Source organism: Streptomyces sp. NPDC059787, from assembly GCF_042732315.1.
GTDB lineage: Bacteria > Actinomycetota > Actinomycetes > Streptomycetales > Streptomycetaceae > Streptomyces > Streptomyces atrovirens.
In genome coordinates, this window is the sequence record NZ_JBHWHX010000060.1 from 1 (window position 1) to 21,246 (window position 21,246).

At 72.7% G+C, this 21,246-nt stretch carries 17 protein-coding genes, 4 tRNA genes and 1 other RNA gene; 13 read left to right on the forward strand and 9 right to left on the reverse strand.

The window, feature by feature from the left end; genetic code table 11:
• The first annotated feature begins 283 nt into the window (after positions 1-283).
• Together ACFV5H_RS33775 and ACFV5H_RS33780 are read left to right on the forward strand one after the other, a co-directional pair.
• Positions 284-832, forward strand: a complete 549-nt coding sequence (locus ACFV5H_RS33775) for a SigE family RNA polymerase sigma factor (RefSeq protein ID WP_385059611.1) — start codon at positions 284-286, stop codon at positions 830-832.
• On the forward strand, positions 829-1,776 hold the full coding sequence (locus ACFV5H_RS33780) for a hypothetical protein (RefSeq protein ID WP_385198615.1): 948 nt from the start codon (positions 829-831) through the stop codon (positions 1,774-1,776). Before ACFV5H_RS33775 ends, ACFV5H_RS33780 begins: the two co-directional genes overlap by 4 nt.
• A gap of 378 nt (positions 1,777-2,154) precedes the next feature.
• Here the strand turns inward: ACFV5H_RS33780 and ACFV5H_RS33785 are convergent.
• Positions 2,155-2,242 (reverse strand) — tRNA-Ser (locus ACFV5H_RS33785).
• Between the two features lie 73 nt (positions 2,243-2,315).
• Between ACFV5H_RS33785 and ffs the strand changes: the two genes are divergently transcribed.
• The 6 genes from ffs to ACFV5H_RS33815 all read left to right on the forward strand — a co-directional run bounded on the left by ffs (position 2,316) and on the right by ACFV5H_RS33815 (position 11,050).
• An RNA gene (gene ffs, locus ACFV5H_RS33790) (signal recognition particle sRNA small type) lies at positions 2,316-2,414 on the forward strand.
• A gap of 47 nt (positions 2,415-2,461) precedes the next feature.
• The gene (locus ACFV5H_RS33795; protein ID WP_385198616.1) at positions 2,462-4,663 is read left to right on the forward strand and encodes a DNA polymerase III subunit gamma and tau; all 2,202 of its coding nucleotides are present in this window, start codon (positions 2,462-2,464) and stop codon (positions 4,661-4,663) included.
• 88 nt (positions 4,664-4,751) lie between these two features.
• Positions 4,752-6,005 (forward strand): phosphoribosylamine--glycine ligase, encoded by a 1,254-nt coding sequence (gene purD, locus ACFV5H_RS33800; protein ID WP_385056443.1) that lies wholly within the window; start codon positions 4,752-4,754, stop codon positions 6,003-6,005.
• Positions 6,006-6,286: 281 nt separating this feature from the next.
• On the forward strand, positions 6,287-8,383 hold the full coding sequence (locus ACFV5H_RS33805) for a hypothetical protein (RefSeq protein ID WP_385198618.1): 2,097 nt from the start codon (positions 6,287-6,289) through the stop codon (positions 8,381-8,383).
• Between the two features lie 171 nt (positions 8,384-8,554).
• The gene (locus ACFV5H_RS33810) at positions 8,555-10,081 is read left to right on the forward strand and encodes a N,N-dimethylformamidase beta subunit family domain-containing protein (protein WP_385198620.1); all 1,527 of its coding nucleotides are present in this window, start codon (positions 8,555-8,557) and stop codon (positions 10,079-10,081) included.
• Positions 10,082-10,150: 69 nt separating this feature from the next.
• Complete coding sequence (locus ACFV5H_RS33815) at positions 10,151-11,050, forward strand: phosphoribosylaminoimidazolesuccinocarboxamide synthase (RefSeq protein WP_385056434.1); 900 nt, start codon at positions 10,151-10,153, stop codon at positions 11,048-11,050.
• A 42-nt stretch (positions 11,051-11,092) separates the two neighbouring features.
• Here ACFV5H_RS33815 and ACFV5H_RS33820 read toward each other — a convergent pair.
• From ACFV5H_RS33820 to ACFV5H_RS33855, 8 genes are all read right to left on the reverse strand, one after another.
• Positions 11,093-11,168, reverse strand: a tRNA-Gly gene (locus ACFV5H_RS33820).
• A gap of 22 nt (positions 11,169-11,190) precedes the next feature.
• Positions 11,191-11,805, reverse strand: a complete 615-nt coding sequence (locus tag ACFV5H_RS33825) for a response regulator transcription factor (RefSeq protein ID WP_030872152.1) — start codon at positions 11,803-11,805, stop codon at positions 11,191-11,193.
• On the reverse strand, positions 11,802-13,034 hold the full coding sequence (locus tag ACFV5H_RS33830; protein ID WP_385056431.1) for a sensor histidine kinase: 1,233 nt from the start codon (positions 13,032-13,034) through the stop codon (positions 11,802-11,804). Before ACFV5H_RS33830 ends, ACFV5H_RS33825 begins: the two co-directional genes overlap by 4 nt.
• 29 nt (positions 13,035-13,063) lie before the next feature.
• Positions 13,064-13,840 (reverse strand): ABC transporter permease, encoded by a 777-nt coding sequence (locus ACFV5H_RS33835; protein ID WP_385056428.1) that lies wholly within the window; start codon positions 13,838-13,840, stop codon positions 13,064-13,066.
• The gene (locus ACFV5H_RS33840; RefSeq protein ID WP_385056426.1) at positions 13,837-14,799 is read right to left on the reverse strand and encodes an ABC transporter ATP-binding protein; all 963 of its coding nucleotides are present in this window, start codon (positions 14,797-14,799) and stop codon (positions 13,837-13,839) included. Before ACFV5H_RS33840 ends, ACFV5H_RS33835 begins: the two co-directional genes overlap by 4 nt.
• Before the next feature lie 128 nt (positions 14,800-14,927).
• Positions 14,928-15,003, reverse strand: a tRNA-Gly gene (locus ACFV5H_RS33845).
• 80 nt (positions 15,004-15,083) lie between these two features.
• Positions 15,084-15,155, reverse strand: a tRNA-Gly gene (locus ACFV5H_RS33850).
• A 148-nt stretch (positions 15,156-15,303) separates the two neighbouring features.
• Positions 15,304-15,621, reverse strand: coding sequence for an Lsr2 family protein (locus tag ACFV5H_RS33855; RefSeq protein WP_383347034.1), 318 nt, complete (start codon positions 15,619-15,621; stop codon positions 15,304-15,306).
• Between the two features lie 353 nt (positions 15,622-15,974).
• Between ACFV5H_RS33855 and purS the strand changes: the two genes are divergently transcribed.
• The 5 genes from purS to ACFV5H_RS33880 all read left to right on the forward strand — a co-directional run bounded on the left by purS (position 15,975) and on the right by ACFV5H_RS33880 (position 21,231).
• Positions 15,975-16,238, forward strand: a complete 264-nt coding sequence (gene purS / locus ACFV5H_RS33860; RefSeq protein ID WP_006133353.1) for a phosphoribosylformylglycinamidine synthase subunit PurS — start codon at positions 15,975-15,977, stop codon at positions 16,236-16,238.
• Complete coding sequence (gene purQ / locus ACFV5H_RS33865) at positions 16,235-16,915, forward strand: phosphoribosylformylglycinamidine synthase subunit PurQ (protein ID WP_385056421.1); 681 nt, start codon at positions 16,235-16,237, stop codon at positions 16,913-16,915. Before purS ends, purQ begins: the two co-directional genes overlap by 4 nt.
• Entirely contained in the window at positions 16,912-19,170 is a 2,259-nt protein-coding gene (gene purL, locus ACFV5H_RS33870) for a phosphoribosylformylglycinamidine synthase subunit PurL (RefSeq protein WP_385198622.1), read from the forward strand. Before purQ ends, purL begins: the two co-directional genes overlap by 4 nt.
• Before the next feature lie 428 nt (positions 19,171-19,598).
• The gene (locus tag ACFV5H_RS33875) at positions 19,599-20,396 is read left to right on the forward strand and encodes a sterol carrier family protein (RefSeq protein WP_385198624.1); all 798 of its coding nucleotides are present in this window, start codon (positions 19,599-19,601) and stop codon (positions 20,394-20,396) included.
• Between the two features lie 49 nt (positions 20,397-20,445).
• The gene (locus ACFV5H_RS33880; protein WP_385198626.1) at positions 20,446-21,231 is read left to right on the forward strand and encodes an META domain-containing protein; all 786 of its coding nucleotides are present in this window, start codon (positions 20,446-20,448) and stop codon (positions 21,229-21,231) included.
• Positions 21,232-21,246: the final 15 nt, after the last annotated feature.

Here is a 21,246-nt window from a genome sequence, read left to right on the forward strand (position 1 = left end):
TACCGTGTTTTGGGACTGGCGGGGGCTCGTGGCCGCCGGTTCACCCCGTGGGTCTTGGGCCCCCTGGGTTTGGGGGGGGCCCCTTCGACGTCGTGCCCGGTGAGGCACCGGCGGAGGACACGGGATCCGAACCCGTGAGCGGGCGGAGCCTCCCCTTGACGCCGGACACCCCGGCCCCCGCCGACGGCTGACGGCGGCCCCGCCCACCTGACCGACGAGGCGCCGGATCCCGGGCAACCGAATCCGCCGGAACGGTGGTCTGGAGGGCGAGGGAGGGTGCTTGATGCAGGCCAGACAAGAGGCCGAGTTCCAGGAATTCGTCAGAGCGCGGTGGTCCCGTCTCGTACGGACCGCGTATCTGCTCACGGGCGACGTGCACCACGCCGAGGACCTGACCCAGACGGCGCTGGCCAAGGCGTACCGCTCATGGCGGCGCGTCTCGCGCAGCGACCGTCCGGAGGCGTACGTCCGGCGGATGCTGGTCAGCTGCAACAGCGACCGGTTCCGCAAGCGGCGGGTGACGGAGGCGCTGACCGCGGCGCCGCCGGAGACGGCCGGGCGCGACGAGGCCGTCTCGTGGGCCGACGAGCGCAGCGCCCTGCTCACGGCGCTGGCCGCGCTGCCGCCGAAGCAGCGGGCGGTGATCGTCATGCGCTACTGGGAGGACCTGCCCGAGGCCGAGGTCGCCGAGATGCTCGGCTGCTCGCCCGGCACGGTCAAGAGCCAGGCGTCCAAGGCGCTGGCGAAGTTGCGTACACATCCGGGGCTCGCACAGGTCATGGACGGACCCGTCCGCAGCCGAGTGCCGTCCGGGCAGGGAGGCAGCAGGTGAACGAGGAACAGAAGCAGCAGGGGACGGGGACCGGCGGGGACTTCGAGGAGCAACTGCGCGAGCTGCTCACCGAGGACGCGTACACCGTCCGGCCCGCGCCGGTGCCGTATCCGGCGATCCGCCGCCGGGGCGCGATCGAGCGGCGGCGCCGGGCGGCGGCGGCCGGGGCGGCCCTGGTGACGCTGGCGGCGCTGCCCGCGGGGGCGTACGCGCTGGCCGACGGGGACGCGGGCGGACCCGCGGTGGCGTCGGCACCGAAGGCCAGCGCCCCACCGCGGACGTCGACGACGTCGCCGACGCCGTCCGCGGCGTCGGCGGGGCCCGCGCGGCCGGCCACGGAGGACCAGCTCCTCGACGGGATCACCTTCGAGGAGGCCACCGACGGGCTGAAGAAGTGCCTCGCGTACGACCGGGCGCGCACAGGCGGCCCGTCCGGCTTCCGCGCGGATCTGGGAGCGGCCGAGGAGTACCGGATCATCCTGGCGATGAACAGCACCGGTGACTCCAACGCGCCCGGTGACGGCATGTACGTCGTCGCGGTGAAGGAGCAGCCGAAGCAGACCCGACTGATCTGCAACGTGAAGAACGGTGAGGCGAGCGGCCTCAACACCAGCGTGGGCTCCGACGACGTGCCGGGCGCCGGCCCGGTGATGGCCGACAGCAACGGAGGCAAGCTCTACCAGCAGTCGGTCATCGACCGCGGCAACTGGAAGCTGCCGTTCCGATGGGGCGCCATCGGCACCGTCGAGCCGTCGGTGGCCCGGGTGACCGTCTCCTACGGCGGCGCCACCAGCCGGGCCGCCCTGGACCACGGCTGGTTCGTCGCCTCCGGCGTGCTGAACCAGCAGGTCACCGCGGCCCCGCGGATCAAGGGTTATGACGCCGACGGCAAGCTGGTCTACGACTCCGACGAGGACAGGAGCTACGAGAAGCAGCTGCCGTAGCGACACCCGGCCGGGGGCGCCGCACAGGGGACGGCGCCCCCGGATCCCGGTCGGCGGTGCGGCACGAGGGCCTTTCCGGTCGCCGGTGCGGATGTGGCGCTCCACACCGGGCCGGAAGGCCCTCACCCGTCTTGAGACCACTGAGCCGGGAGCTCCGTCACCACCTCTGTGGGCGGAGGAGGTCCGGCGTCTGCGCGGCCTGCAGGCCCGCGGCCGCGCCCAAGGGGCCGTCGCACCGGCCCTCGGCCCGAGGCAGGGAGAGGTGCCCGGGCTCCACACCCGACGGAGAACCCGACGGGGACGGAAACCGAGACGGACAACGTCGAAGGGCCCCACCGCAAGCGGTGGGGCCCTTCGACAACGTGCCCGGTGAGGCACTGGCGGAGGATACGAGATTCGAACTCGTGAGGGGTTGCCCCCAACACGCTTTCCAAGCGTGCGCCCTAGGCCTCTAGGCGAATCCTCCGGTGGGAACATTACATGACCGAGAGGAGTGCTCGCGAACTCGTTCTCCGCCCGCGACATGGGGTAGCCTCTGGCATAGCCCCTCACGCGGCGCTATCTGACTGAACTCCCCCAGGGCCGGAAGGCAGCAAGGGTAGGTCGGCTCTGGCGGGTGCGTGGGGGGCGCTTGTGTTTCCGGCGCCGGGGCCGGTTGTCGGTGGGCGCCTATAACCTCGTATGCGTGTCGTCTCTCGCGCTCTACCGCCGCTACCGCCCGGAGTCCTTCGCCGAGGTCATCGGGCAGGAGCATGTCACCGACCCGCTGCAGCAGGCGCTGCGGAACAACCGGGTCAATCACGCGTACCTGTTCAGCGGTCCGCGCGGATGCGGCAAGACGACCAGCGCGCGGATCCTGGCGCGGTGCCTGAACTGCGAGCAGGGCCCGACCCCGACGCCGTGCGGGGAGTGCCAGTCCTGCCGGGACCTCGCGCGCAACGGGCCGGGTTCGATCGACGTCATCGAGATCGACGCCGCTTCCCACGGTGGTGTGGACGACGCCCGTGACCTGCGTGAGAAGGCGTTCTTCGGGCCCGCGGGCAGCCGCTACAAGATCTACATCATCGACGAGGCCCACATGGTCACCCAGCAGGGCTTCAACGCTCTGCTCAAGGTCGTCGAGGAGCCGCCGGAGCATCTGAAGTTCATCTTCGCCACCACCGAGCCCGAGAAGGTCCTCGGGACCATCCGGTCGCGTACGCACCACTACCCGTTCCGGCTGGTGCCGCCCGGCACCCTGCGGGACTACCTCGGCGAGGTGTGCGGCAAGGAGGACATCCCCGTCGACGAGGGCGTGCTGCCGCTCGTGGTGCGGGCCGGCGCCGGGTCCGTGCGTGACTCGATGTCCGTCATGGACCAGCTCCTCGCCGGCGCGGGTGAGGACGGTGTGACGTACGCCATGGCCACCTCCCTGCTGGGGTACACGGACGGCTCGCTGCTCGACTCCGTCGTCGAGGCCTTCGCGACCGGTGACGGGGCCGCCGCCTTCGAGGTCGTCGACCGGGTGATCGAGGGGGGCAACGATCCGCGGCGGTTCGTCGCCGATCTGCTGGAGCGGCTGCGGGACCTCGTCATCCTCGCCGCCGTGCCCGACGCCGCGGAGAAGGGGCTGATCGACGCCCCCGCCGACGTGATCGAGCGGATGCAGGCACAGGCCGGCACCTTCGGGGCCGCCGAGCTGAGCCGCGCCGCCGACCTCGTCAACGAGGGGCTCACCGAGATGCGCGGCGCCAACTCGCCGCGCCTCCAGCTCGAGCTGATCTGCGCGCGCGTACTGCTGCCCGCCGCCTACGGCGACGAGCGCTCGGTCATGGCCCGGCTGGACCGGATCGAGCGCGGGGTGAACTTCTCCGCGGGCGGCGCCGGTGCCGGTATGCCCGCCATGGCGTACGTTCCCGGGCCGGAGGCCCACGGAGGAGCGCCGGGGCAGGGCTTCGTCGAGCCGGGGGGCGGTCCCGCCGCCGCCCGGGCGGCGGTACGAGGGCCCGGTCCGGCCCCTGTTCCGGCGCCGCCCGCTCCCGCTCCCGCGCCCGCTCCTCCCGTCCCGCAGGTTCAGCAGCCCCCGGCACCCGCCGCCCCGGTGCCGTCCGAGGCTCCGCCCGCGCCCAGCGCCCCCGGTGCCTGGCCCACCGCCGCCTCCGCCGGCGGAGGCGGCCGTCGGCCGGGCGGCTGGCCCACGGCCGCTCCGGCGGGCGGGACCCAGTCCTCGGTCCCGGCTCCGGCCGGTGCCCCCGCGCCCACGCCTGCCGCCCCCCAGGCGGCCCCCGCGCCCGTGCCCTCGGGCGGTGGTGGCGGTGGGCTCGACCCCCGCATGCTCTGGCCGAACATCCTGGAGACGGTCAAGAACCGTCGTCGCTTCACCTGGATCCTGCTCAGTCAGAACGCCCAGGTGACCGGCTTCGACGGCACGATCCTCCAGATCGGCTTCGTGAACGCCGGCGCGCGGGACAACTTCCTCAGCAGCGGCAGCGAGGACGTACTGCGTCAGGCGCTGGCCGAGCAGTTCAACGTGCAGTGGAAGATCGAGGCGGTCGTCGACCCGTCCGGCGGTGGCGGTGGCGGGGGCATGACGGCTCCGGCCCCGGCCATGGCGCCGGCCGGGCCACCCGCCGGTGGCCGTAACGGAGGCTACGGCGGTGGCGGTCAGCGGCCCTCCGCTCCCCAGGCGGGCGCCCCGGCCGCCGCGCCCGCGCAGCCGGCGAGCACCCCGCCGCCCGCGCCGGCCCCGGCGCCCCGCCCGTCCGCCCCCGAGCCGCCGCCCGTCTCGCCCGAGGACGACGTTCCCGAGGACGACGACCCCGACCTGGACGAGTCCGCCCTCTCCGGGAAGGACCTGCTCGTCCGCGAGCTGGGCGCGACGGTCGTCGAGGAGGTCACGAACGACTAGGCGTTCGGAGGAACGTACGAACGGCGTCCGCTCACCCCTTCGGAAGCCCGCACAAAACGAACCCGCCGTCTCCCGTTAGGCTGACCCCGTGAAGGTCCTCGTCATCGGCAGCGGCGCCCGCGAACACGCCCTGTGCCACTCCCTGTCCCTCGACCCCGACGTCACGGCGCTGCACTGCGCCCCCGGCAACGCCGGCATCGCCGGGGTCGCCGAGCTGCACCAGGTCGACGCCCTCGACGGCGCGGCCGTGTCCGCGCTGGCCGCGCGGCTCGGTGCGGACCTCGTGGTGGTCGGCCCGGAGGCGCCCCTCGTCGCCGGTGTCGCCGACGCCGTGCGCGACGCGGGCATCCCGGTCTTCGGCCCCTCCAAGGAGGCCGCGCGGCTCGAAGGCTCCAAGGCCTTCGCGAAGGACGTCATGGCGGGGGCCGGCGTGCCCACCGCCCGCAGTTACGTCTGCACGACGCCCGAGGAGGTCGACGCGGCCCTCAGCGCGTTCGGCGCCCCGTACGTCGTCAAGGACGACGGGCTCGCGGCCGGCAAGGGCGTCGTCGTCACCGACGACGTCGAGGCGGCCCGCGCGCACGCCGGCGCCTGTGAGCGCGTGGTGATCGAGGAGTTCCTCGACGGCCCCGAGGTGTCCCTCTTCGCGATCACCGACGGCGAGACGGTCGTACCGCTCCAGCCCGCCCAGGACTTCAAGCGCGCGCTGGATGGCGACGAGGGTCCGAACACCGGCGGCATGGGGGCGTACTCCCCGCTGCCGTGGGCCGACCCGAAGCTGGTCGACGAGGTCATGGAGACGGTTCTCCAGCCGACCGTGGACGAGATGCGGCGCCGTGGCACCCCGTTCTCCGGGCTGCTCTACGCCGGTCTGGCGATCACCTCGCGCGGTGTCCGCGTGATCGAGTTCAACGCCCGTTTCGGCGACCCCGAGACCCAGGTGGTCCTGGCCCGGCTGAAGACCCCGCTGGGCGGCGTGCTGATGGCCGCCGCCACCGGCAACCTCGCCCACCTGGAGCCGACGCGCTGGAGCGACGAGGCCGCGGTCACCGTGGTCGTCGCCTCGCACAACTACCCCGGTACCCCGCGCACCGGCGACCCGATCACCGGCCTGGACGAGGTCGCCGCCCAGGACGCCCCGCACGCGTACGTGCTGCACGCGGGGACGAAGCGGGACGGTGACGCGGTCGTCAGCGCGGGCGGGCGCGTGCTGTCCGTCACGGCGACCGGCAAGGACCTCACCGAGGCCCGCGACCGCGCCTACCGTGCGGTGTCCCGCATCGGCCTCGACGGTTCCCGGCACCGTACGGACATCGCGGCGAAGGCGGCGCGGGAGGCGTAAGCCGGGCGCTCGACGCCGATGAACCCCGCAGGCCCCGGATCCGTCTCAGGATCCGGGGCCTGACCCTTGCCGTCCGTCATCCACCTTTCCCCAAAGCCATTCCATCGGGTGAGCGATGCGCCATCCGGCTGACGAGAACCGGGGCCCCAACTATGGTGCCGCGCAAGCGTTCCGGCACTTGGCCCCATCGGCATTGCGATGTCGGTGACGGGTGCCACAGTGGGGGAGTGGGCAACGCCGAGACAGCATTCAGGACCGCCGGGAGGGGGTGAGGACGGGCCATGAGCGGAAGCGGAGCGGGAGCGGAGACGACCGCGCGGAGCGCGCGGTCGCACGCGCTGGCCGTGCTGCGCGTCCGGAGCCGGGCGCTGGCCGTCGCGCTGCTGCCGGCCGCCGTCGCCGTGATCCTGCTCGTCGGCGGGTCCACCGGCCATCTGCCGGGCGGCGGCTGGGACCTCGCCCGCCGGCTCCTCACACCGGTCGCGGTGCTGGTCCTGCTCGTCGCCGCCGGTGTCGCCCTGGTCGTCGGGCGGGCCCGGCCCGCCATGAGCCCCACGGTCCCGATCGCCGAGGACGCGGCCCCGGACCTGTACCGGATGGTGCGCGACCTCGCCGACCGGCTCGACGTCCCCGCCCCCTCCGCGATAGCGCTCACCCCGGACTGCGACAGCTGGCTGGAGGACCGCACCCACCCGGCCCACGGACCCCCGCCCGCCGAGGAGCACGGTGACATAGCCGGTGCGGGGCAGCCCGCCCGGGCCAGGGCCGCCGCCGCGCCCGTGCTGGTGATCGGCTCCCCGTTCCTGTGGTGGATGCGGGTGGGCGAGCTGCGCGCGGTCCTCGCCCCGGTCGTCGCCGGTACGGGACCGTCGGCGCACCCGGACATAGCCGCCGCCCGGCGCTTCGTACGGGGGCTGGACGCCGCGGTGGCCGTGTCCTCGGCGCCCCGCCGGGGGCCGGTGGTCCGCGGGGTGCTCGCCGGCGTCGGCCGGGTCGCCCGTCTGCTGCTGCGCGGCTGCCGGGGGCATGCCGCCGAGATGGAGCGCGGGGTCGCCGCGGCGGCGGCCGAGCGTGCGCAGGCCGTGGACTACGGGCTGCGGATCGTCGCCCAGGAGCAGGTGGGGCTGGCGTACGCGGGCTGGGACCGGCTGCTCACCCGGGTGGCGCTGCCGGCCTGGCGGATGGGCCGCTGGCCCTCGCGGCTCAACGCCGGGGTGGTGGCGGCGCTGACCGAGCTGTCCCGCCGGGACCGGCTGGCGGAGGGCTTCGCCTCCCGTCTCGGTGAGCGTCCGGCCTGTGACCTGCTGGAAGAGCCCGGCACGGTGGACGAGGCCGCCTCGCTCCTCGCCGCCCGTCTCTTCCACGGCGGGCCCGCGGAAACCGGCCCGGACTGGTCCCCGGTCCACTGGGATGACTATCCGGAGGAGGTCGTCGACCGCAAGTGGCGCACCGACGCCGCCCGCCTCCACCGCGTCCTGGCCGCCCTCCACGTCCCGCCCGCCCTCGACGAGCCCTCGGCCCCCGACGGCCCCACCCTCGCCCGAGTCCTGACCCACCTGACCACCCCACCCACCCGCCCTACGGACCCCGGCCCCCTCACGGCGCCCACCTCACCCATGGACCGCGGCCCGTCCACGGAGCCCGCCCCGCCCGCGGAACCCGTCCCGCCGACGGATCCGGGCCCGTCCGCGGAACCTGCCCCGTCGACGGCCGCCGCCCGGCCCACAAGGCCCGCCCCGCCCAAGGTGCCCGCCTCACCCGGGGATCCCGCCTCGTCCGAGTCCCACCCGTCCGGCGACTCCGCCACCCCGTTCACGGACCGTGCCTCGTCCGCGGAACCCGTCCCGCCGACGGATCCGGGCTCCTCCACGGAGCCCGGCTCGCCTGCTGAGCCCGCCCCGGCCGCGTCCTCCGCCCGGCCCGCCGAGCCGGTCACGGGTCTCGGCCCGTCTTCGGCTCCCGACCTCGACGACGAGGACCTGGCCGGTGCCACCCCCCGCAGTGCCGCTCTCGCCGTCCGGCTGAGTGCCGAGCTGGCCCGGGAGGGGGCGGCGGGATTCTCCGCGGCCGGCGCGGACACCGTTCCCCTCCGGGACGACCAGGCGCTCCCCCTCTTCCCGCTCCAGCCCCCGCGCACCGCACGTGAGCTGCTCGCCGATCACATCGCGGCGATGGTCTGCTGCGCCGCGATGGACACCGCGGGTGCCACCCCCGGCCTCGACTGGCTCGACGGCCCCACGCTTCTCCTCGGCGGCGCACGGGCCACCGACCTCTCCTCCCAGGTCCTGGCCCTCATCGAGGACGGTGATCCCTCCGCCCTCCGGCTGTGGCTGACCCGGCAGGGCATACGCCCCGAGAAGCCCGTGCGGCTCGTTTGAGCCGACGCCCCGCCTCCCCCGGAGCCCCGGAGCTCGCCCTTCCGTTTTCGGTCGATTCAAGACGAACGGTGACGGAAGGCGTGCGCAATGTGATGTGCTTGGACCGTTCGCGCCCACTGGCAAGAGCGCGCGACATACGACAACCACATAACACCAGGGAGGGGAGCGATCATGGGTTCGGAGCAGATCCGCCGCTGGGAATCGGGAGCACTGGCGCACGCCGTGAACGACCCCTTCGGACAGGGCCCCCTCCCGTGGCTGCGCGGCAGCGAGACGTACTTCGGCGACAGCGGCCAGGTCGTCCCCTGGTACGTGGACCCGGAGCCGTACACGGACACGGAACGGGCCGCCGCCCGCCTCCCGAAACAGGGCGGCCAGAGGATCCCCGCCCCCCGCACCTCCTCCGACTCCGTCGGGCCCCGCGCCGCCGACGACGTGCACCGCCAGATCAAGGGCTTCGCCTCCACCGGCGCGGTCGCCCCCGGCGAGTCCATCGACTTCCACATCACCGTCGACCCGCCCCAGCCGTTCGACGTCGACGTCTACCGCATCGGCCACTACAGCGGCCACGGCGCCACCAAGATCACCTCCAGCCCCCGTCTCTCCGGCATCGTGCAGCCGGCACCCCTCACCGCCGACCGCACCGTCTCCTGCCACCACTGGTGGCTGTCCTGGCGGCTGCCGGTCCCGTCGTACTGGAGCGTCGGCGCGTACGTCGCCGTCCTCACCACCGCCGACGGCTACCGCTCGCACATCCCGTTCACCGTCCGCGACAACCGCCCCGCCGACCTCCTCCTGGTCCTGCCCGACGTCACCTGGCAGGCGTACAACCTCTACCCGGAGGACGGCCGCACCGGCGCGAGCCTCTACCACGCCTGGGACGAGGAGGGACGGCTGCTCGGCGAGGCCGACGCCGCCACCACCGTCTCCTTCGACCGCCCGTACGCGGGCGCCGGCCTCCCGCTGCACGTCGGCCACGCCTACGACGTCATCCGCTGGGCCGAACGCTACGGCTACGACCTCGCCTACGCCGACGCCCGCGACCTGCACGCCGGCCGGATCGACCCCGCCCGCTACCGGGGCCTGATCTTCCCCGGCCACGACGAGTACTGGTCGGCCCCCATGCGCACCGCCGTGGAGCACGCCCGTGAGCACGGCACGTCCCTCGTCTTCCTCTCCGCCAACACCATGTACTGGCAGGTGGAGCTCGCTCCCTCCCCGTCCGGCCCCGCCCGCCTGCTGACCTGCCGCAAACGCCAGGGCCCGGGCAAACCGACCCTGTGGCGGGAGCAGGACCGCGCCGAGCAGCAGCTGCTCGGCATCCAGTACGCAGGACCCGTCCCGGAGCCGCATCCGCTGATCGTCCGCAACGCCGGCCACTGGATGTGGGAGGCGACCGGCGCGCAGGAGGGCGACGGCATCGAGGGCATGGTCGCGGCCGAGGCCGACCGCTACTACCCGCGCGCCCCGCTGCCCGAGCACGAGGAGCGCGTGCTGCTCGCCCACTCCCCGTACACCGACCGCCGGGGCGTCCGCCGGCACCAGGAGACGTCCCTCTACCGGGCCCCCTCCGGCGCCTGGGTCTTCGCCTCCGGCACCTTCGCCTGGTCACCGGCCCTGGACCGCCCCGGCCACGTCGACCCCCGCGTCCAGCGCGCCACCGCCAACCTCCTGGACCGCATCTGCAAACGCGACTGACCCCGGGCCGCGACCGTTCGCCCCATACGGGAGAATCGAGTCACTTGGAAAGAACCACAAGGAGAAACCGTGTCCGGATTCGTCGAAAAGCCCGAGCCGATCCAGGTTCCGGGTCTGGTGCATCTGCACACCGGCAAGGTGCGCGAGCTGTACCGGAGCGAGGCGGGCGACCTCGTGATGGTCGCCAGTGACCGCATCTCCGCCTACGACTGGGTGCTGCCGACCGAGATCCCCGACAAGGGCCGGGTCCTCACCCAGCTCTCCCTGTGGTGGTTCGACCAGCTCGCCGACCTGCTCCCTCACCACGTCCTGAGCACCGAGCTCCCGGACGGCGCCCCCGCCGACTGGGCCGGCCGCACCCTGGTCTGCAAGTCCCTGAACATGGTCCCGGTGGAGTGCGTGGCCCGCGGTTACCTCACCGGCTCGGGCCTGGTCGAGTACGACGAGTCCCGTACGGTCTGCGGCCTCGCCCTCCCCGAGGGCCTGGTGGACGGCTCCGAACTGCCCGCCCCGATCTTCACCCCGGCCACCAAGGCCGCCGTCGGCGAGCACGACGAGAACGTCTCCTACGAGGAGGTCGCCCGTCAGGTCGGCGCGGAGACCGCCGCCCAGCTGCGCCAGGCGACCCTCGCCGCCTACTCCCGCGCCCGGGACATCGCCCGCGACCGGGGCATCATCCTCGCGGACACCAAGTTCGAGTTCGGCTTCGACGGCGACAGCCTGGTCATCGCCGACGAGGTGCTCACCCCGGACTCCTCCCGCTTCTGGCCGGCCGAGCAGTGGGAGCCGGGCCGCGCGCAGCCGTCGTACGACAAGCAGTTCGTGCGGGACTGGCTGACCTCCGCCGAGTCGGGCTGGGACCGCAGGAGCGAGCAGCCCCCGCCGCCGCTGCCGGAGCGCATCGTGGACGCGACCCGCGCCAAGTACGTGGAGGCGTACGAGCGCCTGACCGGCACCACCTGGAGCTGAGCGCACGACGAAGGCCCCGGTCGACCGACCGGGGCCTTCACATGGAGCGAACGACGAGGTTCGAACTCGCGACCTCAACCTTGGCAAGGTTGCGCTCTACCAACTGAGCTACGTTCGCATGCGCCGTGGCGCGACACCCACTATACCCAACCCCGCTCCCGTGCGAGACGGACCGCCGCATGACGATTCTCCGCGCCGAGCTTCGAGACGGCCGAGGAGAGGTAGTTCCGCACGGTCCCCTGGGACAGCGCGGCCCGCTCCGCGATCTCCGCCACGGGCGCCCCGTCCGCCGCGAGTTCCAGCACCTCGGCCTCGCGCGCGGTCAGCGGGGAGTCACCGGCGGCGATCGCGTCGGCGGCCAACTCGGGGTCGACGTAACGGTTTCCCGCGTGCACCGTACGGATGAGCTCCGCGAGCCGCTGGGCGCTGACGGTCTTGGGGACGAACCCCCGCACACCCGCCGCGAGCGCCCGCTTCAGATGCCCGGGCCGCCCGTGACCGGTCACGATCAGCACCCGGCAGCCGGGCAGCTCCGCCCGCAGGGATGTGGCGACCTTCACACCGTCCGCGCCGGGCATCTGCAGATCCAGTACGGCGACGTCGGGGGCGTGCGCCCGCGCCATCGCCAGCGCCTCCGGCCCGGAGGCCGCCTCGGCGACCACGAGGAGGTCGTCCTCCAGGGAGAGCAGGGCGGCCAGCGCGCCCCGGATCAGATGCTCGTCGTCGGCGAGCAGTACGCGGACGACGTCCGTCACGACGCGACCTCCAACGCGGCCTCAGTACTCAGGGGCACCTCCGCGACCAGCCGGAACGCGCCCTTGCCGATGCCTCCGGCGGTCAGCGTGCCGCCCACCGCCGACAGCCGCTCCCGCAGCCCCGCCAGACCCGAGCCGCCCACGCCGGGCGACCCGGACGGAGCCGCCGCCCCGTCGTTCTGCACCGTCAACACCACACGCCCCTCAGGCATCCGCACCGACACGGTGCACTTCCTCGCGTCCCCGTGCCGCAGCACGTTGGTGGTCGCCTCCCGCACGACCCAGCCGAGGGCCGACTGCACTTCACCGGGCAGCCCGCCCGTCTCACCGCTCACCTCGCAGTCGATCCCGGCCGCCCTCAGCACTCCCCGCGCACCGCTGAGTTCGGTCTCCAGGTCGATCTCCCGGTAGCCGCGCACCACGTCGCGCACCTCCCGCTGGGACTCCTGGGCGATGCGCTGCACCTCGATCATCTGCTCCACCGCCTCGGGGCGCTCGCGCCGCGCGAGCTGGACGGCCAGCTCGCTCTTGAGCGCGATCACGGCGAGGTTCCTCCCCATCACGTCGTGCAGGTCCCGTCCGAACCGCAGCCGCTCCTCGGCGACCGCGAGCCGGGCCCGGGTCTCGCGCGCCTCGTCGAGCGCGTAGACGGCGTTGAGCAGCCAGACGGAGAAGACCGCGGTGAAGGCGATGAAGCCCGCCCCGGCCAGCACGATCGCGGCCGTTCCGAACGCGACGGGAGCGGGTACGCCCAGCGGCCAGGCCACGAGGCCCGATCCGGCCCCGAACCCGCCGACGACGGCGAGGACGCGCCGCCGGTCGCGCACCCCGAGCGCGATGACGCCCGTGCCGAAGCAGAGCACGCCCCCGAAGACCGAGCCCGCGGCGGCGTCGACGCCGTCACCCGACGGTCCGTGTTCCGCGACGCCGAGGGCGGCGACCGCGAGCGCCGCGGTCAGGACGCCGAGCGCCCACAGCAGCCGCAGGGGCTGGGGACGCCGTCCGCGGGTCCAGTCCAGGGACCGGGAGACGACCACCATGCCCAGCGCGGCATGCGCCGTGACCAGCAGCGACAGGACGAGCGCGAGCCGTCCTTCCACCTGCGCGAAGGACGACAGTCCGATCGCGGCGATCTCACTGAGGCAGATGAAGTGGAACGACCACCGCGTGTACGTCTCGACCTTCGCCGGTGTGCTCTTGCGCCCCCACCAGCCGCCCGGCCTGCTCATGTCCCGCCCTCTCCCCACCCTCGCGTACGTCAGCGTCGCGGCTCCCAGCGGAACCACCGCCGTACAGCAAACACCGCCAGCAGGGTCCAGGCCACCGCCGTCGCGAGGGCGCCCAGGGATTCGGCGGCCGACAGGTCGCCGGTCCAGCCGCCGCGCACCAGGGTGACGACGGGGGTCAGCGGCAGCAGTTCGCAGACGGAGGCCACCTGGTCGGGGAGCAGTTCCAGCGGGACGAACATGCCGGAGCCGAGCATCGAGACGATCATCAGCGGCATCGGGGTGACCTGCGCGCTCTCCCCGGTCCGGGTGAAGCCCGCGGTGACGGCCGCGAGCGCGGCGCACATCACGAGCCCCAACAGCAGGCCGACGACGGCCAGATGCGGTGCGGACGGCGCGGACATGTCCAGCAGCACCGCACAGGCCACGGTCAGCACCAGGCACTGCACCAGCCCGGTGAGGAGGGACGGCAGCGCGGAACCGCCGAGGATCTCGGCGTCCCGCAGCTCGCCCGTGCGCAGCCGCTTGAGGACGAGTTCCTCACGCCGGACGACGAAGACGCCGACGAGGGCGGAGTACACGGCGAACAGCAGGGAGAAGCCGACGGCGGCGGGCAGCACCACGGCGCCGGGGGTCAGTCCCGCCTCGGCGAGGTCCATCTCCTCGGCCGCCGACCGCACGCTCAGCGGCAGCACCAGCGGCACGAACAGCGCGGCGACGAGCGTGCCCTTGCTCCGCCCCAGCAGCGTCAGTTCGGCGCGGGCGAGGGAGGTCATCCGGCTCACCGGTGTGGTCGTGGTCGTGCTCATGCCGCGTACTCCTTCGTAGCCGTCGTCCCCGCCGACGCGTCCTTGGCGATCCCGAGGAACGCCTCCTCCAGGGATGCCGACCGCACGTCCAGCCGGCGCAGTTCCACCCCGGCGCCCTGCGCCCACACCAGCAGTCCGGTGGCCGCCCGCTGCAGTTCACGGGTGCGCAGCCGGACGGTCCGGCCGTCGACCGTGTGCTCGCTCACACCCAGTCCGGCGAGGGGCGGCAGGTCGCCCACGAAGTAGCCCTCGGGCAGTTCGAAGGTGATCCGGGACGGCTCGCTCGCGGTCACCTCGGCCGGGGTGCCGGTGGCGGCGATCCGGCCCTCGTGCATGATCGCGAGCCGGTCGGCGAGGTTCTCGGCCTCCTCCAGGTAGTGCGTGGTGAGCAGCACGGTCGTACCGCCGTCGCGCAGCGCGCTCACCAGCTCCCAGGTGTCCCGGCGGCCTTCGGCGTCGAGTCCGGTGGTGGGTTCGTCGAGGAAGAGCACCTCGGGCTCGCCGAGCAGCGCGAGCGCCAGGTCCAGGCGGCGCCGCTGGCCCCCGGAGAGCTGCTTCACCCGGACGCCGGTCTTCGACTCCAGCCCGACCAGCGCCAGCACCTCCCGCTCGGGGCGGGCCCCGCTGACGCACCCCGCCCACATCCGGGCGGTCTCGGTGACGGTCAACTCGGAGGGGAATCCGCCTTCCTGGAGCATCACGCCGGTGCGGGGCCGCACGGCGGCGCGGTCGGTGTACGGGTCGTGGCCGAGCACCCGGACCCGCCCGCCGGCCGGGGCGGCGAGTCCTTCCAGCAGTTCGACGGTGGAGGTCTTGCCGGCGCCGTTGGTGCCCAGCAGGGCGAAGATCTCTCCGCGTCGCACCGAGAAGTCGATCCCGCGGACCGCTTCGAACCCGCCCCCGTAGACACGTCGCAGGCCGGTGACCTCAATCACGTGTTCGTGTTCGTTCGCTTCCATGCTTCGAGCATCCCGGCGGCAGGGGCGGTCCGGCAGTGCGGGCTGTCATCACCGGACATGACAAATGTCAGACGGGCCTTGAGCGAGCGCACGACAAAGGCCCCGGTCGATGACCGGGGCCTTTGATCTGGAGCGGACGACGAGGCTCGAACTCGCGACCTCAACCTTGGCAAGGTTGCGCTCTACCAACTGAGCTACGTCCGCATTGCCTCCGACCGGCTCTCACCGATCGGCGCGAGCACCAGCCTACCCGATGCACAAGCGTGATCGGTACGGCGATGCAGAGCGGGTGACAGGAATTGCACACTGCGCCTTCCCCCTGGAAGGGGGATGTTCTGCTACTGAACTACACCCGCGTGTACTCCGGGAGCCGGGCCTTTCGGCCTTGCCCCTCGGCGTGCTCCAGACTCTAGCTGATCAGCGGGGGTGCTGCGCAAGTCGGTTGCCGCGGGGGACGGGTGACCGGCCGTCGAGGCGGGTCACCCGGCCGGCTCGCCGAGCTGTTCACCGCGCCGCGGCGAACGCCTCGTAGACCTTCTTGGGGATCCGTCCGCGCGCGGGGACGTCCATCCGGTTCGCCTGTGCCCAGGCGCGGACCGCCGCCGGGTCCGGGGCGACCTCCGTCTGCCGGTACGCCTTGCCGGAGCGCGACCGCTTGCGGCCGGCGTCCACGTAGGGCTCGAGGGCCGCACGCAGTTTCCTGGCATTGGTTTCATTGAGGTCGATCTCGTACGACTTGCCGTCCAGACCGAAGGCGATCGTTTCCGCCGCTTCCGAGCCGTCGATGTCGTCAAAGAGAGTGACCACGACCTTCTGCGCCACGAATATCGGTCCCTTCGTGCGGCATCTCTCGTCCGGACGTCCGTGATGACGTGCCGGTACATCGTCGAGATGTCGGCTGTTCGCCTGTAATCGGGCAAAGTATCTGCTAATGACAATTCATTTGTACAGTGCCCGGCATTGCATTGTGAAGCCCGACTAAATCTGTCCGCGTGTCCGGTGCGCAATAGAGATGTGCGGATGGACGGGGATCTTTCCCGGAACTTTTCCCGGACGTCTCCCCGCGATGCCGAATCGTGACGGCGCTCACGTAGATTCCTACAACTCTACTCGCGTAGAAATTTTGTGCGGGTAGTCTGAAGGAACCTGCTCAGCACCACACACCGGGAGTGCCAGTGGCACGCGTCGTAGTCGACGTCATGCTCAAGCCGGAGATCCTCGACCCCCAGGGCCAGGCGGTGCAGCGCGCACTGCCGCGACTGGGTTTCGAAGGGATCTCGGACGTCCGTCAGGGAAAGCGATTCGAACTGGAAGTTGACGGGCCGGTCGACGAGGCCGCGCTCGCCCGTATCCACGATCTTGCGGAATCCTTCCTCGCCAACACCGTGATCGAGGACTTCACCGTACGGGTCGAGGAAGTCGCGGAGGCCGCGAAGTGACCGCTCGTATTGGCGTCGTCACTTTCCCGGGCAGCCTCGACGACCGGGACACCCAGCGCGCGATCCGCGTCGCCGGTGCCGAGCCGGTCGCCCTCTGGCACAAGGACAAGGACCTCAAGCAGGTCGACGCCGTGGTGCTCTGCGGCGGTTTCAGTTACGGCGACTATCTGCGCGCCGGCGCCATCGCGCGCTTCTCGCCGGTGATGGACACCGTCATCGACCAGGCCAGGGCCGGCCTCCCGGTGCTGGGCATCTGCAACGGCTTCCAGATCCTCACGGAGGCCCACCTGCTGCCCGGCGGGATGCTCGGCAACGACCACCTGCACTTCATCTGCCGCGACCAGAAGCTGCGGGTGGAGAACACGGACACCTCCTGGACCACCGACTACACGGCCGGCCAGGAGATCCACATCCCGCTGAAGAACATGGACGGCCGCTACGTGGCCGACCGGCGGACGCTGGACGAGCTGGAGGCCGAGGGCCGCGTCGCCTTCCGCTACCTCGACGTCAACCCCAACGGCTCGCTCAACGACATCGCCGGCATCACCAACGCGGCGGGCAACGTCGTCGGCCTGATGCCGCACCCCGAGCACGCCGTCGAGCCGCTGATCGGCACCGGCCGCACCGACGGCCTCCCGTTCTTCACCTCGATCCTCAAGAAGCTGGTCAACGCATGAGCCGGACGCCTCTGGACACGGTCGAGCACGCGGCCGCGACCCCCGACGTCGAGCTGCCCTGGGCCGAGCTGGGCCTGAAGAAGGACGAGTACGAGCGGGTGGTGGAGATCCTCGGCCGCCGCCCGACCGGCGCCGAACTCGCCATGTACTCCGTCATGTGGTCCGAGCACTGCTCGTACAAGTCCTCCAAGGTCCACCTCCGCCAGTTCGGCGAGAAGGCCCCCGAGAACGACGCCCTGCTCGTCGGCATCGGCGAGAACGCCGGTGTCGTCGACGTCGGCCAGGGCTACGCGGTCACCTTCAAGGTCGAGTCGCACAACCACCCCTCCTACGTCGAGCCCTACCAGGGCGCGGCCACCGGTGTGGGCGGCATCGTCCGCGACATCATCGCCATGGGCGCCCGCCCGGTCGCCGTGGTCGACCCGCTGCGCTTCGGCACCGCGGACCACCCGGACACCAAGCGCGTCCTCCCGGGCGTCGTCGCCGGCATCGGCGGCTACGGCAACTGCCTGGGTCTGCCCAACATCGGCGGCGAGGTCGTCTTCGACGCCTGCTACCAGGGCAACCCGCTGGTCAACGCCGGTGCCATCGGCGTCATGCGGCACGAGGACATCCACCTCGCCAAGGCGTCCGGCGCCGGCAACAAGGTCATCCTGTACGGGGCCCGGACCGGCGGTGACGGCATCGGCGGCGCCTCGATCCTGGCCTCCGAGACCTTCGACGACGCCAAGCCGTCGAAGCGCCCCGCCGTCCAGGTCGGCGACCCCTTCCAGGAGAAGCTCCTCATCGAGTGCACCCTGGAGGCGTTCCAGGAGAAGCTGGTCGTCGGCATCCAGGACCTCGGCGCGGCCGGTCTGTCCTGCGCCACGTCCGAGCTGGCCTCCAACGGCTCCGGCGGCATGCGCGTCACCCTCGACGACGTGCCGCTCCGCGACTCGACGCTCTCCCCCGAGGAGATCCTGATGAGCGAGTCGCAGGAGCGCATGTGCGCGGTCGTCGAGCCCGACAAGGTCGACCGCTTCCTCGAGATCTGCGACAAGTGGGACGTCATCGCCACCGTCATCGGTGAGGTGACCGACGGCGACCGGCTGGAGATCTTCTGGCACGGCGGCAAGATCGTCGACGTCGACCCGCGCACGGTCGCCCACGAGGGCCCGACGTACGAGCGCCCGTACGCCCGCCCGTCCTGGCAGGACGAGCTCCAGGCGGACGACGCGAACAAGCTGCCGCGGCCGGGGACGTCCGACGAGCTGAAGGACCAGGTCCTGAAGCTGGTCGGCTCGCCCAACCAGGCCTCCAAGCAGTGGATCACCCAGCAGTACGACCGCTTCGTACAGGGCAACACCGTCCTCGCCCAGCCCGAGGACTCCGGCATGATCCGCATCGACGAGGCGTCCGGCCTCGGCGTCGCGATCGCCACCGACGGCAACGGCCGGTACGCCAAGCTCGACCCGTACACGGGCGCGCAGCTGGCCCTCGCGGAGGCGTACCGCAACGTCGCCACGACCGGTGCCAAGCCCCTCGCGGTCTCCGACTGCCTGAACTTCGGCTCGCCCGAGGACCCGGCCGTCATGTGGCAGTTCGCCGAGGCCGTACGCGGTCTGGCGGACGGCTGTCAGCAGCTCGGCACCCCGGTGACCGGCGGCAACGTCTCGCTCTACAACCAGACGGGCGAGGCCGCCATCCACCCGACCCCGGTGGTCGCGGTCCTCGGCGTCATCGACGACGTGGCCCGCCGCACGCCGGTCGCCTTCCAGGAGGAGGGCCAGCTGCTGTACCTCCTCGGCGACACGCGTGAGGAGTTCGGCGGCTCGGCCTGGTCCCAGGTCGTCCACGACCACCTCGGCGGCCTGCCCCCGAAGGTGGACCTGGAGCGTGAGCGCCTGCTCGCCGAGATCCTGATCTCCGCCTCCCGCGACGGCATGATCGACTCCGCGCACGACCTGTCCGACGGCGGTCTGATCCAGGCGGTCGTCGAGTCGGCGCTGCTGGGGGAGAAGGGCGCGCGTCTGGTCGTACCGGACGGGCTCGACGCCTTCACCTTCCTGTTCTCCGAGTCGGCGGGGCGCGCGATCGTCGCCGTGCCGCGCTCGGAGGAGGTCCGCTTCAACGACATGTGCGGTGCGCGCGGCCTCCCGGCCACCCGCGTCGGCGTCGTCGACGGCGACACGGTGGAGCTCCAGGGCGAGTTCGCGCTCTCCCTGGCCGAGCTGCGCGAGACCCACGAGGGCACGATCCCGGCCCTGCTGGCCTGATCCTCCCGCGCCTTCCGTACGCAGCCCCCGCCCGGTCCGCCGGGCGGGGGCCGCGGCGCGGGGCGCGGCCCCCGCCGGACTGCCCCCGGTCCCGCACACGCCTCGGGCGTCCCCCGCGCCGGTGTCGTCGACGGCGACACCGGTGGAGCTGCTCGCGCTGCCGCCGGCTGAGCCGCGCGAGGCTGTCGGCCCGACCCTCGGCTCCCTCCGTGTGCGGCCCTCGCCGGGTCCGCCGGGCGGGGGCCGCGGCGCGGCGTGGCCATCCGGAGACCCCCGTGGGGCGGCGTGGACGGAGCGCGCTGGGCGGACACCTGCCGGGTCGGCGACGCCGGCAGTTCCATCGGGCGGCGCCCGCCCCTCGCACCGCGCGGCACGGGCGATCCCCCGTACCCGATCCGGCGCCGGTCGCGCCCGCATAGGCTGCCGCCATGCCACCGGCCAAGAAGCGCGCCCGTTCCTACGACCCCGCCAAGACCCGCGCCGCCGTACTGGCGCAGTTCGGGAACGTACGGGCGGCCGTGCGCACCCTCACCCCCGAGCAGCTCGCGCTGCCCACCCGGCTCGGCGACTGGTCCGTACGGGAGCTGGTGGCGCACATCGGGACGGCGCTGACGGCCGTGGACCGGCTGCTCGGCGAGCCCGAGCCGGCGCGGCAGGACGGGCGGCTGATCGACTGGCCGTCCGCCATCGCCGCGGACGCGGACGCCATCGCCGCGACCGCACGCCGGCTCGCGGCCGGGCATCCCGACCTTGACGCCCACCTCGCCGACGTCGAGCGGCGCTTCACCGACCGCCTCGACGCGCACCCCGGCGGCCGGCTGCTCCCCACCAACGCGGGGGTCCTGCCCCTGGCCGACTACGTCGTCACCCGCGCCGTCGAGCTCGTCGTCCACACCGACGACCTGAACGCCGCCGTGCCCGGCCTCGACATCCCGTACGACCGTCAGGCCCTGGCCGCCTGCACCCGGCTGCTGGCCGACGCGCTCGCCGCGAAGGCCCCCGGCGGCTCCACGGAGGTGCGGATCCCGCCGTACGCGGTCGTGCAGTGCGTGGAGGGGCCCAGGCACACCCGGGGCACCCCGCCGAACGTGGTCGAGACCGATCCGCTGACCTGGATCCGGCTGGCCGGCGGGCGGACGGCCTGGCAGGACGCGGTGGCCGGCGCGAAGGTGAGCGCGAGCGGGGAGCGGGCGGACCTCGGGCCGTACCTGCCGCTGCTGGGGTGAGTCCGGGGCGGAAGGGGAACCGCCTGCTCCCCGCCCTCGTCGAATCGGCATGTACAGGCAGAAGCACCAGCAGCGCATGACCCTGACGGCCCTCGCCGTGCTCGTCGTCCCGCTCGCGGCGGCCTGTGGCAGCGAGAAGGCGGGCGCCGGCAGCGGCACCGCGCGGGCGCAGGACCCGGTCACCGGAATCCGCTGGACCATCGACAGCGTCACCGTCGACGGCACCACCCGCCGAGCCCCCGACGGCGCGCACCTCACCCTCGACGACGACGGCGGTGTCGAGGGCGACTACGGGTGCAACCTTTTCAAGGGCCGGGTCGCCTTCGAGGGCGACCGCATCCGGCTCGGCGACCGGGACACCACCCTGCGGGCCTGCGACGAGCAGGTCATGGACCTCGAGAGCACCCTCGCCGGCACCCTGGGCGACGGCGCCCTGAAGACCGACGTGAACGACGACCGCCTCACCCTCACCACCGGGTCCGGCGACACCGTCCGCCTCAGCAAGGCCGGGGACACCCCGCTGTACGGCACCGAGTGGACCGTCACCACCCCCGCCGTCGACGGCCGCGCCCACCTCACCTTCGACAAGGAGGAGGGCACCGTCTCCGGCCGCCTCGGCTGCAACCACGTGAACGCCGACGCCACCGTGCGCGACGGCCATATCACCCTCGGCGTGCCGTCCCTGACCCGAATGATGTGCGAAGACTCACTCATGGACGGTGAGAAGGCGCTGACGAAGCTGTTCAACGGCACGGTGGACTACCGGATCGAAGGCCGGACCCTCACGCTGACCAGCGAAAACGGCACCAGTGTGCGGGCCGTCGCACAGCGTTGACGCACAACCGGGGCC